We start from the raw sequence: 15,554 nt of genomic DNA, 5'->3' as shown, positions 1-15,554 counted from the left end.
CTTTGTAGTGTAGCTTCTTGCAAACTATTTTACAGCACAACGTAGAGAGTTGGAACACTTTCATTACTATTTGTGCCGCCAGCCAAAGGCGGCGGAATGGAGATTAGTATGATAACCAGTACGGGAAATGGCAGAGTCAAGCAGTTGATTCAGTGGCAGAAAAAAAGAAAAGCAAGAGATAAAGACGGAGTATTTCTGGTTGAGGGACTCCGGATGTTTGTGGAAGCACCACGGGAAAACGTGCGAGAGCTTTATGTGTCCGAGAGCTTTTACCAGAACCAGGAGGAGAAATTGCAGCTGGATGAGTGGAAAGCAAAGCTGGAGATTCTTTCGGACCATGTGTTTGACCATGTATCGGATACCATGACTCCGCAGGGGGTGCTGTTGGTGATGGAACAGCGGAAATATACCCTGGAAGAGATGCTTTCAAACGGAAGAGGGCAGGAAGAACCACTTCTGATGGTGTTGGATAATCTTCAGGATCCGGGCAATTTGGGGACGATCTTGCGGGCCGGAGAAGCAGCCGGAGTGACCGGTGTCATTCTCAGCCGGGATTGTGTGGATATTTATAATCCAAAGGTGATTCGTTCTACGATGGGATCGATCTACCGGATGCCGTTTGTATATGTAGACCAGCTTCCGGAAGTGGTTTCCATGCTGTCTGGCAGTGGGATCCGGACCTATGCGGCCCATTTGGATGGAAAGAACAGCTATGAGAAAGAGAATTATAAGAAAGGGACTGCATTTTTGATTGGAAATGAGGGCAACGGACTGCGAAAAGAAACGGCAGACGCGGCCGATATTTATGTACGAATTCCGATGTGCGGAAAGGTGGAATCCTTAAATGCAGCGATTGCCTCGTCGGTTTTGATGTTTGAGGCGGCAAGACAGAGAAGGGAGTAAATCTATGAAACCTGTAATTGATCTGGAAAAAGAATATGGTTTGGTATTCGACGGAGGAGGAGCGCGCGGAGCATATCAGATCGGTGCGTGGAAAGCGTTGGAAGAAGCAGGAGTAAAAATTCAGGCAGTGGCAGGTACATCGGTGGGCGCGTTAAATGGCGCCCTTGTCTGTATGGGGGATCTGGGAAAGGCAGAAAATATCTGGAAAAAAATGTCATTTTCACAGGTGATGGATGTAGATGACGGGCTCATGGAAGCGCTTTTTGATGGGGAAGTTCCGGTTAGAGAATTCCTGAAAAAAGTTTGGGCAAAACTCTCTGACGGTGGAGTGGACATCACCCCATTAAAAGAATTAATTCACGAATGTGTGGATGAAGAAAAAATCCGCAGTTGTGGGAAAGAGTTCTGTCTGCTTACATTTTCTCTGTCAGATTTTAAAGAACTGGATCTCAGTGTCGAGGATATTCCGGATGGACTTCTTGAAGATTTCCTGCTTGCAAGCGCGTACCTCCTGGGCTTTAAAAACGAACCGCTTCATGGGAAGACCTATATTGACGGTGGAGTGATTAATAATGTTCCGACGAATTCCCTGTTAAAAAGAGGCTACAAGGATATTATTCAGATAAGGATTCTGGGACCGGGGCGTGTACCAAGAGCAGTTCTCCCTGAAGAAGGCAGTTTTAATGAAGTGATACCGCGGGTGAGTCTGGGAAGTATTCTGGAATTTTCTGAAAAACGCAGCCGTCAGAATATGAAAATCGGGTATTATGATACAAAAAGAATGATTTTTGGCCTGGAAGGCTCAATTTACTATATTGAACAAACACACGAAGAGTGCTATTATGTAGAAATAATGAAACTTATCAGTGAATTGGAAAAGGCAGAATACCGTATGAAGCTGAAGCTTCCCATTGGCTGCTCCGATAAAGAACTGTTTCTCGGCATGCTGGAAGCAAGTGCAAAACTGATGAGAGTTCAAAAATACAATATCTACAAGGTAGACGAACTGTGGGATATCGTATGTGAACGTTTTGAACGTTATTCTGAAACAAGGCTGACACAGCTTCCTGGTTTTGTTTACGTAATTGTGGGGATAAGAAAGGAATACAAGATGGACTTAAAAGGAAGAAATTTTTTGACACTGAAAGACTATACCCCTGCGGAAATCGAATATCTGCTTGATCTGGCGGCAGATCTGAAAGAGAAGAAGAAAAAGGGAATACCGGTAGATACACTCAGGGGTAAGAATATTGCGCTGATTTTTGAAAAAAGCAGCACAAGAACCCGTTGCTCTTTCGAAGTTGCGGCACATGATCTTGGTATGGGAACCACATATCTTGATCCTTCATGTTCTCAGATCGGAAGTAAAGAAAGTATTGAAGACACGGCCCGCGTACTCGGAAGAATTTATGACGGTATCGAATACCGCGGATTTGGCCAGGAGATCGTGGAAGAGCTTGCAGAAAATGCAGGAGTACCGGTATGGAATGGCTTGACAAATGAGTATCATCCGACCCAGATGCTTGCAGATCTTCTTACAATCAGGGAGCACCTTGGCAGAATCAAAGGACTGAAGCTGGTCTATCTTGGTGATGCAAGATACAATGTTGGAAATTCTTTAATGATTCTCTGTGCAAAGATGGGAATGGATTATGTAGTATGTGCACCTGAGAAATATTTCCCGAATCCGGAACTGGTTGAAGAATGCCGGGGATATGCAAAAGAATCCGGAGCAACGATCAGCTTGATTGAAGATGTAAAGGAAGCGACCAAAGGGGCAAATGTAATTTACACAGATGTATGGCTTTCTATGGGAGAACCGGATGAAGTCTGGACAGAGCGTATCAAAGACCTCAGAGGATATAAAGTAACCAAAGAAGTAATGGCAAATGCAGATAAAGATGCTATTTTCCTGCACTGCCTGCCGTCTTTCCACGATCTGAAGACGAAGCTTGGCAAAGAAAAATGTGGCAAGCACGGAATGACGGAAATGGAAGTTACGGATGAAGTTTTTGAGTCAGAACAGTCAGTTGTATTCGATGAAGCTGAGAACCGTATGCATACAATTAAAGCGGTGATGGCAGCAACATTGGGCGCGGAATTATAAATATATGAAAACAGAAATTTTGAAAATGCTCCGACAGACAGATGAATATCTGTCGGGGCAGCAGATTTGCGATACATTTCAGGTGTCAAGAACGGCAGTTTGGAAGGCAATCAACCAGCTGAAAGAGGAAGGGTACGAGATTGAAGCGGTGCGGAACCGCGGATACCGGCTCGCTTCCTGGCCGGATGTGCTTTCGGAAAAAGAAATTGCAAGCTGTCTCAAGTCAGCGTGGGCAGGCAGAAATCTGGAATTCTGGAAGGACATAGATTCCACCAATACACGGGCAAAAGAGCTGGGAGAAAAAGGGGCGCCGCACGGCACTCTGGTCGTGGCAGAGCAGCAGACTGCGGGAAAAGGAAGAAGAGGCAGGAGTTGGGTATCGCCGGCCGGTAGCAGTATTTATATGACACTTCTTTTGCGGCCTGAAGTAGAGCCGTCACGTGCACCGATGCTGACACTTTTGATGGCATATTCGATCGCTGAGGCCTTAAGAGAAAGTGAACAGATCGATGTTCAGATCAAATGGCCGAATGACCTTGTATTAAATAAGAAGAAAATCTGCGGAATCCTTACAGAGATGAGTGCAGAGGTGGATTATGTCCATTATGTCGTGATTGGTGTGGGAATTAATGTAAATACAGAAGAATTTCCGGAAGAGATTGCCCGAATGGCGACGTCCCTTCGCGTGGAACTGGGAAGAGAATTTCGTCGGGCCGAGATCATCTCTTCTATTATGCAGAAATTCGAGAATTATTACGAAGCATTCTGTAAGGATGGAAACCTGTCATGTATCGTGGATGGATATAACCGTATTTTAGTAAATAAGGACAGCGAAGTGCGGGTTCTGGAACCCGGCAATGAATATAACGCAAAAGCACTTGGAATCGATGATACGGGTGAATTGATTGTGGAGAAGGAAGATAAAAGCCGGACCAGAATTTTTTCCGGTGAAGTATCCGTGCGCGGAATTTACGGGTATGTATAATAAAAGGAGAAATGATCATGTATCAGGATAAAATTGTCCTTTGCGGGGCAAATTCATATGAAGAGAAATATTATTTGAATCCGGATTTTGAAAATCTGCCGCAGCATATCAAGGATGAACTGAAGATCATGTGTGTATTGTATGTTCATGATGTGGGCGGGATCCTTACACTGGTTTTTGAAGAGGATGGCGAGCTGTGCTTTGAAGTCACATCCCAGGAGGGAGATCCGATGTTTGATGACATTGGAAGCCAGCTCAAGATTAAACAGATTCAGCATGATGAAGAGAAGCAGGAACTTCTGAACCAACTCCAGCTTTACTATAAAGTATTTTTTCTGGGAGAAGAACTGGAATGACAAGAACACTGAAAATCGGAAATGTGGAATTGAAGAACCGCTATATACTGGCGCCGATGGCAGGGGTAACAGACCTGCCATTTCGTTTACTATGTAAAGAACAGGGCGCCGGGCTTTTGTGCATGGAAATGATCAGTGCGAAAGCACTGCAGTATAAAAATCGTAATACAAAAGCACTGCTTCAGATAGATCCGAGAGAGTATCCTGTTTCGCTCCAGCTCTTCGGGGCTGATCCGGACATCATTAGTGAACAGGCGAAGGCAATCGAGGAGCTACCGTTTCAGATACTGGATATCAATATGGGGTGTCCGGTTCCAAAAGTTGTCAAAAACGGAGAAGGCTCGGCACTGATGAAAAATCCCAGGCTGGTGTATGATGTTGTTTATAAAACGGTAAGAGCAATTTCGAAACCGGTTACGGTTAAAATACGGAAGGGCTTTGACGAGGAACATGTAAATGCGGTGGAAATAGCAAAGATTATTGAGGAAGCAGGAGGGGCAGCAGTTGCGGTTCACGGAAGGACGAGAGAGCAGTACTATTCGGGAAAAGCAGACTGGGACATTATACGGCAGGTCAAAGAAGCTGTTTCCATTCCGGTCATCGGAAATGGGGATGTAACAGGTTCTTTAGCAGCGGAACAGCTTTTGGAAGAAACTGGATGCGATGGTGTGATGATCGGGCGGGGGTGTCAGGGTAATCCATGGATCTTCAGAGAGTTGAATGAATATGAAGAAACTGGCAAAGTGCCTCACAGGCCATCAAAGAAAGAAATCAAAGAGATGATGCTTCGCCATGCGCAGCTTCAGATTGAATTGAAAGGAGATTACCTTGGAATCCGTGAGATGAGGAAGCATGTGGCGTGGTATACGAAAGGTATGGAAGGGTCTGCGAAACTCCGGGATGAGATCAATCGTGTTGAAAGCTATGAAGAGCTGGAAAAATTGCTGAATGAGAGAATCTGTTAGAAAAAATAGAGAGAATCCGGCGAAACCGGCAGTAAAAATTATTGACATGAAACACGCAATTATGTATAATAATGAAATTGTGAAAGTATCTTTAGATAAACATCATTTCTTCAGAGAATATGATGTTTATTCTAGCATAGAGATGCTGTTTTAGTGATAAGAGGAGATGGAAAGTATGGAAGCAAAGAAGACATTACTCACTTATACAGGACTGAAAAAACTGGAGGATGAGCTTGAGAATCTGAAAGTTGTTAAGAGAAAAGAAGTCGCTGCAAAGATCAAAGAAGCAAGAGAGCAGGGTGACTTGTCCGAGAACGCTGAGTATGATGCTGCAAAAGATGAACAGCGTGATATCGAAGCACGTATCGAAGAACTTGAAAAGATCCTGAAAAATGCTGAGATTGTTGTAGAAGATGACGTGGATCTTGAAAAGATCAACATCGGATGTACGGTAGATGTATATGATAGAGAATTTGAAGAAGAGATGGAATTCAAGATTGTAGGTTCTACAGAAGCGAACAGTCTTGCAGGAAAGATTTCCAATGAATCACCGGTAGGAAGGGCTCTGATCGGAAAGAAAGTCGGAGATGTTGTGGCTGTTGAGACACAGGCCGGTGTGATTGAATATGAAGTTTTAAAGATTAACCGTTCTATTTAGTGAATGAAATGTAAGTGCCGAAGGCAGCAGTTTCTTATAAGATGCCTGCAGCATGCAGAGAGGAGAAGAAGAAGTGGGAGCACAGCAGAATAACAACGGGCAGGAACAGGATATTAATCATTTGAGAAAGGTACGCCGTGAAAAACTGGCGGAACTTCAGGCAAACGGACAGAATCCGTTTGAAATCACCAAATACGATGTAACCCATCACAGCATGGAAGTAAAAGAACATTTTGAAGAATTGGAAGGCAAGCATGTTGTACTTGCGGGACGTATGATGTCCAAGCGTATCATGGGAAAAGCATCCTTCTGCAACATTCAGGATTTACAGGGAAACATCCAGTCTTATGTTGCAAGAGACAGTATTGGAGAAGAAGAATACAAAGCTTTCAAAAAAATGGATATCGGTGATATTGTAGGTCTGGAAGGCGAAGTGTTTAAAACCAAGACCGGTGAGATCTCTATTCATGCATCTGCAGTGAAGCTTCTTTCCAAGAGTCTGCAGGTTCTTCCGGAGAAATTCCATGGTCTGACCGATACCGATATGCGTTATCGTCAGAGATATGTGGATCTGATCATGAACCCGGAAGTAAAAGATACATTTATCAAACGTTCTAAAATCATCAGCTCTATCCGTAAATACCTTGACGGACAGGGATTCATGGAGGTAGAAACTCCGATGCTGGTTGCAAATGCCGGAGGCGCAGCCGCAAGACCGTTTGAGACACACTTCAACGCGCTGAACGAAGATTTCAAGCTTCGTATTTCTCTGGAACTTTATCTGAAACGTCTGATTGTAGGCGGATTGGAAAGAGTATATGAGATCGGCCGTGTATTCCGTAACGAAGGTCTGGATACCAGACATAATCCGGAATTTACTCTGATGGAATTATATCAGGCTTATACCGATTATAACGGAATGATGGATCTGACTGAGAACATGTACCGTCATGTGGCACAGGAGGTTCTTGGTACAACGAAGATCGTATATAAAGGTGTCGAGATGGATCTCGGAAAGCCGTTCGAGAGAATCACCATGGTTGATGCAGTTAAGAAATATGCCGGCGTTGACTGGAATGAAGTGCATACACTGGAAGAAGCAAGAGCCGTTGCGGATGAACATCATGTAGAATACGAAGAAAGACATAAAAAAGGCGATATCCTCAGTCTCTTCTTCGAAGAATTTGCAGAAGAACATCTGATTCAGCCAACCTTCGTAATGGATCATCCGATCGAAATCTCTCCGCTGACCAAGAAGAAACCGGAGAATCCGGAATATGTAGAACGTTTCGAGTTCTTCATGAACGGCTGGGAAATGGCAAATGCTTACTCTGAGTTGAACGATCCGATCGATCAGAGAGAACGTTTCAAAGCACAGGAAGAACTGCTTGCACAGGGTGATGAAGAAGCGAACACGACGGACGAAGATTTCCTGAATGCATTGGAAATCGGTATGCCGCCTACAGGTGGTATCGGATTCGGTATCGACAGAATGTGTATGCTGCTGACCGGCGCAGAGGCAATCAGAGACGTACTTCTGTTCCCGACGATGAAAACCCTCGGCGGCGCTGAGAAGAAAGCGGAAAAGGCAGTTCAGGAAGAAGCAAAAGCAGAAGAAAAAATTGATTTTTCCAAGGTAAAAATCGAGCCGTTATTTGAAGAAATGGTTGATTTTGATACATTCAGCAAATCTGATTTCAGAGCTGTAAAGGTGAAAGAATGTGAAGCAGTGCCGAAGAGCAAAAAACTTCTGAAATTCGTCTTAGATGACGGAACAGGCGTGGATCGTGTGATTTTAAGCGGTATTCACGAGTATTATGAGCCGGAAGAGCTGGTAGGAAAGACTTGTATCGCAATCACAAACCTGCCTCCGAGAGCGATGATGGGCATTGATTCCTGCGGTATGTTAATCAGTGCAGTACACGAAGAGGATGGAAAAGAAGGACTGAATCTTCTGATGGTGGATGATAAGATTCCGGCAGGAGCAAAACTGTATTAATGTAAATGAGAGCACTTCTTAGAGTTTTTGATCTGAGAGGTGCTTTTTTTCGTATATAATCAAAACGGAGTTATGATGTTCCCTATATTTGCTGGAAAAATGCTTCTGGAAAGAGAAAAGTCATTCGAAAAAGTTGATAGAATCCCAAAAACTCCCTTGAAAAAATTTGATCTTTCAGTATACTAAAAGTCAGACAGGTTAAGGAGATGAAAACGCTATGCTGAAAAGAAAGATAGAACAAAGTTTGAATGAATGGAAGAATACCGCAAATCATAAGCCACTGATTATAAAGGGTTGTCGTCAGTGTGGAAAAACCTACTCTGTTCTGGATTTTGCTAAAAAAAATTATAAGCATGTTGTGTATTTGAATTTTTTTGAGAATCCGGACTATGCTTCTGTGTTTTCCGGTTCTTTGGAAATTGATAATATTGTGATGATGTTGTCCGCATTGTTGGGAAGTGCGGCAGTATTTGAGGCAGGTGAAACGGTTCTGGTTTTGGATGAAATTCAAGACTGCCCGGAGGCGAGAACGGCCTTAAAGTTTTTCCGAATGGATGGACGGTATGATGTCATAGGAACCGGCTCTCTGCTGGGAGTCAAGGGATATGGTAAGGAACCAAAATCTATTCCGGTAGGGTCGGAAACCGTGATTGATATGTATCCGCTGGATTTTGAAGAATTCCTGTGGGCCAATGGGGTTGGAGCGCCACTTGTTGAGATGCTGAAAAAGAATCTTGAAATGGAAACACCTGTGCCGGATGCCCTGCACAATCGTATGAAGCAGCTGCTTTTGCAGTATACGGTGGTAGGTGGTATGCCGGATGCCGTACAAACTTTTGTAGATACAAAACAAATGGACAAAGTGTTGCGAATACAGAGAGATATTGTTCGTTCCTATGAGGATGATATGGTGAAATACGCGGAGAAAAAAGACAAATCCCGTATTAAGGAATGTTTCCAGTCTATCCCAAGACAACTCAGTAAAGAGAATAAGAAATTTCAATATTCGGTCATAAAGAAAGGTTCAACAGCCTCAAAGTATACAGGCAGCCTTCAATGGATTGAGGATGCAGGAATCATTGCACGGTGCTATAATCTTTCGATTACGGAGCTTCCTTTGGACGGAAATGCGGAGGAAGAGGTATTCAAGGTTTATATGCGGGATTGCGGTCTGTTTGTCAGTATGTTGGAGGATGGCACACAATATGATATTCTGCAGGGCAATCTTTATGGATACAAAGGCGCAATCTTTGAGAACCTGATCGCGGATATTTTCACAAAAATGGGGCGAAAGCTGTACTATTTCCACAAAGACAGCGGTCTGGAAGTGGATTTTGTTATTCGATACAAAGGAGAATGTACACTGGTCGAAGTGAAAGCAGTTAACGGAAACACGAAAAGCACAAAAACGATTCTTAAACACCCTGAAAAATATCATGTAAACAGTGCAATCAAGCTGGGAGATTATAATGTGGGCAGGTCAGGACAGATACTGACACTTCCGCTGTATATGGCATTTTTGTTAAGGACGTTTTGATCCTTTCTTAGGTGAAATCATGGAATAATATCATTATGCAAAAGAATAATCTTATAGGAGGACTAAGAATTATGTTGGAAACAGGAACAACAGCTCCGGATTTTACGCTTCCGGACCAGAATGGCAAGAATCATAGTTTAAAAGAATACAGAGGGAAAAAAGTGATCTTATATTTTTATCCGAAAGATAATACTCCGGGCTGTACTAAACAGGCGTGTGGGTATTCTGCCTTGCTGCCTCAGATTGAAGAAAAAGGTGCAATCGTGTTAGGCGTCAGCAAAGACTCTGTGGTAAGTCACAAACGTTTTGAAGAAAAGCAGAATCTTTCCATTACGATTCTGTCTGATCCGGAGCGGAAGGTAATCGAGGCTTATGATGTCTGGAAAGAGAAGAAGAATTATGGCAAAGTTTCCATGGGAGTGGTACGCACAACCTATCTGATTGATGAGAACGGTATCATCATCATGGCAAATGATAAAGTGAAAGCTGCGGATGATTCAGAAAAGATGCTGGAAATATTGAGCCAATAAGGAGATGCATAGACGGCATCGGTGTAACAGCAGGGAATAGGAAGGAGAATAAATAGATATGGGACATTATCTGAATCCGGGAAATGAAAGATTTAAAAGGGCTTTGCGATCCCGTATTTATGGCGATAAAACGGAAATGATCGAATATGTGAACAGTGTGCTGGGAACAGAAGAGGGCTTTATCTGTGTCAGCAGGCCGAGGCGTTTCGGAAAATCTATGGCAGCAAATATGCTTGCAGCATATTACGACCGTTCCTGTAATTCGGAGACACTGTTTAAGACTTTGAAAATATCCGATAAAAGCGGCTATATAAAGTTACCGATTTTGCCCAGAAAGTTGTTCTGAAAGAGCTTCAGGAAGTATATCCGGAATATATATCGGAGCAAGACAAGCATCTTCCTACGGCTCTGATTGCAGGCATCCGAACAGCTGTTGAAGGGTGCGGCGGAGATATTCTTCTTGTGAGAATCTTTTATGATGAGAAAATGAAAAAACAAGTTGATATTTTCTGGAATCATGAGTATAATATAGATACCAAGAGAGGAATCTCTTCCTGGAAATAGGACACGAAGCATAAGGTGTTTGCTTCCGTTGCACTGGCAACGTTAAAACTTTGCAATTACTCTTAAGCATAGAGGATAATCAAGCCGAGCAGGTGAGAGGCCTGTGATCTGGTGGCAAAGCACCATAACGAAACCAGTTTTTAAGAAATTATGGAGAAACCTTAGATGCGAAGGTTTCTCTTTTGCGTTAAGGAGAAGTATGAAGTGTAGAGTACAGAATACAAGAATATTGACTCCGGAAGAATTGTTAACAATATTGTGCAAAAGCGCATTATTATATTCAGAATATGCCGAAACAACTTTATTATTCATATTTAGGGAGAAAAAGTCAGATACATATGATTATTATGAGGTCAGATTTTGAAAGAATAATTTTATGCATTTAGCAGGAATAAAAAGTGATAAATTGAGTGCAAATGAATTTTATGAGGCTTGTGTAGGAGGAACAATTACCAGAGAAGATTGTAATCCACGAAAAGACGCGAATACTATGTATTCAAAAGTGGCTATTATGGAACAAATGCTGGATTTGCGAAATAGTAAGTGCTATAAAATTGGTGAAAAGAATCTGATAACGAGGGATAACGATTTTGAAATGGCTATGGGTAATATGAATGGAGTAATGGGTTATGATTCGAGGATAAGGATAAAGGGAACAAATAAGGTGGATAGAACAAAATCACCAATCCCTACTACTCTATTAAATAATTCCATTACAGATTATTGCTCAAGACCGCAGAAAATCATGTTTATTTTGCAGAAGTCTGATGGAGAAAGTACATATAACAAATTATTTTATGAAATAAAGAGGGATTTGTTTCAAACTGAGAAAGAGTTTTTCACAGATGGTTTGAAAAGTTTAATTTCAATATAGATTAACCATGCAGAGTGCATCATCTTTACGGTGGTGCATTTTTTATTGTCTCAAAAAGGCCATTCCCATTGTACTTTTTGTCCATTCTTTGGGGAACGACTTAATCCATAGAAAGCCGTAGAATACTATTTGTAAGGAAGCACAAAAACGCTTCTTAACCACCCTGAAAAACACCATGTAAATAGTGCAATCAAGCTGGGAGACTATAATGTGGGCAGGACAGGATAGGTTCTTGCACTTCCGCTGTATATAAAATTTGTGTTAAAGACATTCTGATTCTTTCTAAGGTGAAAGTGTGGTATAATATCATTACGCGAAAGAATAATCTAGCAGGAGGACTAAGCATTATGTTGGAAATAGGTGCAGTTGTGACGAACGGCGTTATGGAAGCCGCCAGCCAAAAAAGCGGAGATGGGATTTTGCTTGTACTGGCGATTGTTCTGGGACTTATTTGTCCTCCGATTGGTTTTATACTTATGATGATTTTTGTATTCAGGTAAAAGATGATAAGAGGTGACAACAGTTTGGAATTTGTAGACATTGTAGATGAATATGGAAAACCCACAGGAGAGACGGTGGAAAGAGGGAAAGCACACTCGGAAGGAATCCGGCATCGCACGGCACATGTCTGGATCATACGCAGGAATGGAAAACAGACAGAAGTGCTGCTGCAGAAGCGCTCTTTGAAGAAAGATTCGTTCCCGGGGCAATTCGATACCTCTTCTGCGGGACATATTCAGGCCGGAGACGAGCCGCTTGATTCCGCACTGAGGGAGCTTCGAGAAGAACTGGGCATCACAGCCGACAAAGAAGAACTCCGTTTCGTGGATACTTTCAAAATTCAATATGAAACAGAATTCTATGGAAAAATGTTCCGGGATAACGAGATTGCATTTGTATTTATATACGAAAAACCGATAGATATTTCAGAACTGATACTGCAGGAAGAGGAATTGGATGCGGTGGAATGGTTTGAACTCGAGTATGTGTATGAACAATGCTGTGCACATAATCCGAAATTCTGTGTTCCAATCGGAGGGCTTGAAGTGATACGGAATGATTTGAAAGGTGGAAAAATTGGGAGAAGCATTTCGTATCCTACCTAGAGGAAAAGTGTGATACAATCTGGTTATTAAAAGAATAATTCTGTAGAGAGGTGGAGTTTTCCATGAACAAACAACAATTAGCTTCCCGTATTTGGGAATCTGCAAATAAAATGAGATCAAAAATTGAAGCTAATGAATACAAAGACTATATTCTTGGCTTTATTTTTTATAAATTCCTTTCTGATAGAGAAGTGGATTTCCTGAAGAAAAATGACTGGGAAGAGGAAGATTTTGTTGAATTGGTCGAGGAAGATACTGAGACTGTAAACCAGTGCAGGAGAAGCCTGGGATATTTCATTTCTTACAAGAATCTGTTTTCGACCTGGCTTGGTATGGGAAAGAATTTTGATGTATCAAATGTAACTGATGCATTATCTGCATTTGACAGACTGATCAATGAGTCGCATAAAAATGTTTTTGATGGAATTTTTGATACACTTCAGACGGGGCTTTCTAAACTGGGTGAAACTAGTAACGCAAGAACGAAGGCAATTAGTGATTTGATTCAATTGATAAAAGATATTCCTATGGATGAAAAACAGGGATATGACGTTCTGGGATTTATCTACGAGTATTTGATTTCAAATTTCGCTGCAAACGCCGGGAAGAAAGCGGGGGAATTCTATACTCCTCATGAAGTATCAGTGTTAATGTCTGAAATTGTCGCGGAGCATCTGAAAGACAGAGAACGGATCGCAATCTATGATCCGACTTCCGGCTCAGGTTCTCTTCTCATTAATATTGGACAAAGTGTGTCGAAATATATGAACCGCGACTGTATACAGTATTATGCGCAGGAGTTAAAAGAAAGTACGTATAACCTGACCAGAATGAATTTGATTATGAGAGGAATTAATCCCTCAAATTTGTTTACAAGGAATGCGGATACATTGGAGGACGACTGGCCGATTGATCTTGACAGTTATCCACCGGTGCTTCGTGTAGATGCAGTTGTGTCAAATCCACCTTATTCGCAACAGTGGACACCGGACGGAAAGGAGTCTGATCCGCGATATAGTGAATATGGATTGGCACCGAAGAGCAAAGCAGATTACGCTTTCCTTCTTCATGATCTTTATCATATTAAACCAGATGGAATTATGACGATTGTGCTTCCACATGGTGTTTTGTTCCGTGGTGGAGAAGAAGAAAAAATACGGACAAATCTGATCGAAAAGAATCATATTGATGCAATTATCGGGCTTCCGGCGAACATTTTTTTCGGGACAGGCATTCCGACAATCATTATGGTGTTGAAACAAAAACGGGAAAATAAAGATGTTTTGATTATTGATGCATCAAAGGGATTTGTTAAGGAGGGAAAAAATAATAAGCTTCAAGCATCAGATATTAAGAGAATCGTAGATGCTTATTTTGAAAGGAAGACCATTGAAAAGTTTTCGAAAGTGGTCAGCAGAGAAGAAATCCGTGCAAATGATTATAATCTTAATATTCCGCGCTATGTGGACTCTTCAGAGAAAGCAGAAAGTTGGGATATCTATGCAAGTTTGATGGGTGGGATTCCAAATTCAGAGATTGACGAGCTGCAAAGATATTGGCAAGCATTTCCGAGTCTTCGTGAGAGCCTTTTTATGAGTAACGGTACTCCATATTCTTCGCTCAGATGTGAAGATGTAAAAAAAATTATTGTAGAAAACGAAGATATTAAAGTGTTTAAAAATAATTTCGCAAATTGTTTTATGGATTTCGAAGACTTATTAAAAGAAAGATTGATTCAAAATATGGAATCCTTACAGGCGGGCAAAGAAAAGGAAGAAATAGGAAATCAGATTTTTAAGCGACTTCACGACATTCCGTTAATTGACAAATACAAGGCATACCAGATACTCGATGATAAGTGGACTGAGATTGCAATTGATTTTGATGTGATTGGGACAGAAGGGCGAGAAGCAATCAAGGTTGTAGAACCAAACATGGTCATGAAGAAGGATAAAGAGATTCAGGAAGGATGGAAAGGAAGAATTTTGCCATTTGAGCTGGTACAAAAAGTGCTTTTGCCGGATCGCTTGTCTGTAATTACAGAAAATGAAAAACGACTTGCTGAGATTACATCCATGTATGAGGAATTGATTGAAAATCTTTCCGAAGAAGATAAAGAAAGCGATATTTTAAATGAAAATCAGGACGCTTTTAATGCTAAGGGAGTTACCGTAAAGTTAAAAGAGTTAAGAAAAGCGGAAAATGAAGAAGAACGGGCATTGAAAGCGGTATTAGAGCAATATGGCAATCTAAGCAAAGAAGAAAAAGAAATTAAAAAGGAAATCAAGGAATTAACATCGCGGCTTCTTATTCAAACGAAAGAAACGATAGAAAAACTTTCTGATGAGCAGGAAGAAAAACTATTGAGTGAAAAATGGATTAAACCGTTAATCAGTGATTTACATAACCTGCCGGAGCAAATTGTGGCAGATCTTGTTAAAAAAGTACAATCTCTTGCGGACAAGTATTCTACGACTCTTCACGATATTGAGGAAGAAATCGAAGAAACTGAAAGAGAGTTGATAAGGATGACAGATGAACTTACGGGAAATGAGTTTGATATGATGGGGCTTGCCAGTTTGAAAGCGCTGCTTGGGGGTGAGTAAAATGGGGAAAAAGACGAAAAAACCACAGATTCGGTTTGCTGGGTTTACTGATGATTGGGAACAGCGTAAGTTGGGAGATGTAGCAGATGTTACCAAGCTAGCAGGTTTTGAATTTACTGAACATATTGTATATTCAGACGAGGGAAATATAATTGCGGGTAGTGTCAAGTAATCTATGAAAAACTGGGCCGAAAAAAACAGGCTCAAACGAACCTTGAAAATTGCAAATATATAAGACGGAAGGCCCTCCGGAGGCTCAGGGCGCTGCCCTAAGAACCTGCAAGGGACCAGTCCCTTGACCCGATTCCGGGCTCTGCCCGGACCTGTCCTCGCCGGAAGGCAGGAAAAGGGCGCACTTGCCCCT

Annotated in this window: 16 protein-coding genes; all 16 read left to right on the top strand. The window is 41.8% G+C overall.

Translation table 11 applies throughout. The features are described 5' to 3' along the window. Positions 1-108 precede the first annotated feature (108 nt). The 16 genes from ACTNBF_RS15240 to ACTNBF_RS15165 all read left to right on the top strand — a co-directional run bounded on the left by ACTNBF_RS15240 (position 109) and on the right by ACTNBF_RS15165 (position 15,362). Positions 109-903, top strand: coding sequence for a TrmH family RNA methyltransferase (locus tag ACTNBF_RS15240; protein ID WP_427806123.1), 795 nt, complete (start codon positions 109-111; stop codon positions 901-903). A 4-nt stretch (positions 904-907) separates the two neighbouring features. Then, complete coding sequence (gene argF, locus ACTNBF_RS15235; protein ID WP_441089596.1) at positions 908-3,010, top strand: ornithine carbamoyltransferase; 2,103 nt, start codon at positions 908-910, stop codon at positions 3,008-3,010. Positions 3,011-3,014: 4 nt separating this feature from the next. Next, entirely contained in the window at positions 3,015-3,995 is a 981-nt protein-coding gene (locus tag ACTNBF_RS15230) for a biotin--[acetyl-CoA-carboxylase] ligase (RefSeq protein ID WP_427806121.1), read from the top strand. A 17-nt stretch (positions 3,996-4,012) separates the two neighbouring features. Beyond that, positions 4,013-4,351, top strand: coding sequence for a DUF6145 family protein (locus ACTNBF_RS15225; protein ID WP_427806120.1), 339 nt, complete (start codon positions 4,013-4,015; stop codon positions 4,349-4,351). After that, the gene (gene dusB, locus ACTNBF_RS15220) at positions 4,348-5,316 is read left to right on the top strand and encodes a tRNA dihydrouridine synthase DusB (RefSeq protein WP_427806119.1); all 969 of its coding nucleotides are present in this window, start codon (positions 4,348-4,350) and stop codon (positions 5,314-5,316) included. Before ACTNBF_RS15225 ends, dusB begins: the two co-directional genes overlap by 4 nt. Beyond that, positions 5,300-5,470, top strand: a complete 171-nt coding sequence (locus ACTNBF_RS15215; RefSeq protein ID WP_441089595.1) for a hypothetical protein — start codon at positions 5,300-5,302, stop codon at positions 5,468-5,470. The genes dusB and ACTNBF_RS15215 overlap by 17 nt, the downstream gene beginning before the upstream one ends. A 21-nt stretch (positions 5,471-5,491) precedes the next feature. Continuing rightward, the gene (gene greA, locus ACTNBF_RS15210) at positions 5,492-5,974 is read left to right on the top strand and encodes a transcription elongation factor GreA (protein ID WP_427806118.1); all 483 of its coding nucleotides are present in this window, start codon (positions 5,492-5,494) and stop codon (positions 5,972-5,974) included. 52 nt (positions 5,975-6,026) lie between these two features. After that, complete coding sequence (lysS, locus tag ACTNBF_RS15205; protein WP_441050090.1) at positions 6,027-7,973, top strand: lysine--tRNA ligase; 1,947 nt, start codon at positions 6,027-6,029, stop codon at positions 7,971-7,973. 217 nt (positions 7,974-8,190) lie between these two features. Next, a complete protein-coding gene (locus ACTNBF_RS15200; RefSeq protein WP_427820051.1) occupies positions 8,191-9,510 on the top strand; it encodes an ATP-binding protein in 1,320 nt (439 codons plus the stop codon). A gap of 71 nt (positions 9,511-9,581) precedes the next feature. Beyond that, positions 9,582-10,040: a thioredoxin-dependent thiol peroxidase gene (gene bcp / locus ACTNBF_RS15195; RefSeq protein ID WP_427820050.1), complete on the top strand. Its 459-nt coding sequence runs from the start codon at positions 9,582-9,584 to the stop codon at positions 10,038-10,040. A 58-nt stretch (positions 10,041-10,098) separates the two neighbouring features. Further along, a complete protein-coding gene (locus ACTNBF_RS15190; protein WP_441089594.1) occupies positions 10,099-10,386 on the top strand; it encodes an AAA family ATPase in 288 nt (95 codons plus the stop codon). A gap of 594 nt (positions 10,387-10,980) precedes the next feature. Beyond that, positions 10,981-11,478, top strand: a complete 498-nt coding sequence (locus ACTNBF_RS15185; RefSeq protein WP_441026186.1) for a PBECR4 domain-containing protein — start codon at positions 10,981-10,983, stop codon at positions 11,476-11,478. Positions 11,479-11,825: 347 nt separating this feature from the next. Beyond that, a complete protein-coding gene (locus ACTNBF_RS15180; RefSeq protein ID WP_441089593.1) occupies positions 11,826-11,978 on the top strand; it encodes a hypothetical protein in 153 nt (50 codons plus the stop codon). Positions 11,979-12,002: 24 nt separating this feature from the next. Continuing rightward, entirely contained in the window at positions 12,003-12,584 is a 582-nt protein-coding gene (locus tag ACTNBF_RS15175) for an NUDIX hydrolase (RefSeq protein ID WP_427820048.1), read from the top strand. A gap of 62 nt (positions 12,585-12,646) precedes the next feature. Continuing rightward, positions 12,647-15,190 (top strand): type I restriction-modification system subunit M, encoded by a 2,544-nt coding sequence (locus tag ACTNBF_RS15170; protein ID WP_441030587.1) that lies wholly within the window; start codon positions 12,647-12,649, stop codon positions 15,188-15,190. Between the two features lies 1 nt (position 15,191). Beyond that, the gene (locus ACTNBF_RS15165) at positions 15,192-15,362 is read left to right on the top strand and encodes a hypothetical protein (protein ID WP_441089592.1); all 171 of its coding nucleotides are present in this window, start codon (positions 15,192-15,194) and stop codon (positions 15,360-15,362) included. The last annotated feature ends 192 nt before the right edge of the window (positions 15,363-15,554 follow it).

Origin of the sequence: Bariatricus sp. HCP28S3_A4, from assembly GCF_052066395.1 — a bacterium.
In the GTDB taxonomy this organism is placed as follows: domain Bacteria; phylum Bacillota; class Clostridia; order Lachnospirales; family Lachnospiraceae; genus Allocoprococcus.
This window is presented reverse-complemented; position numbering and strand designations above follow the sequence as displayed.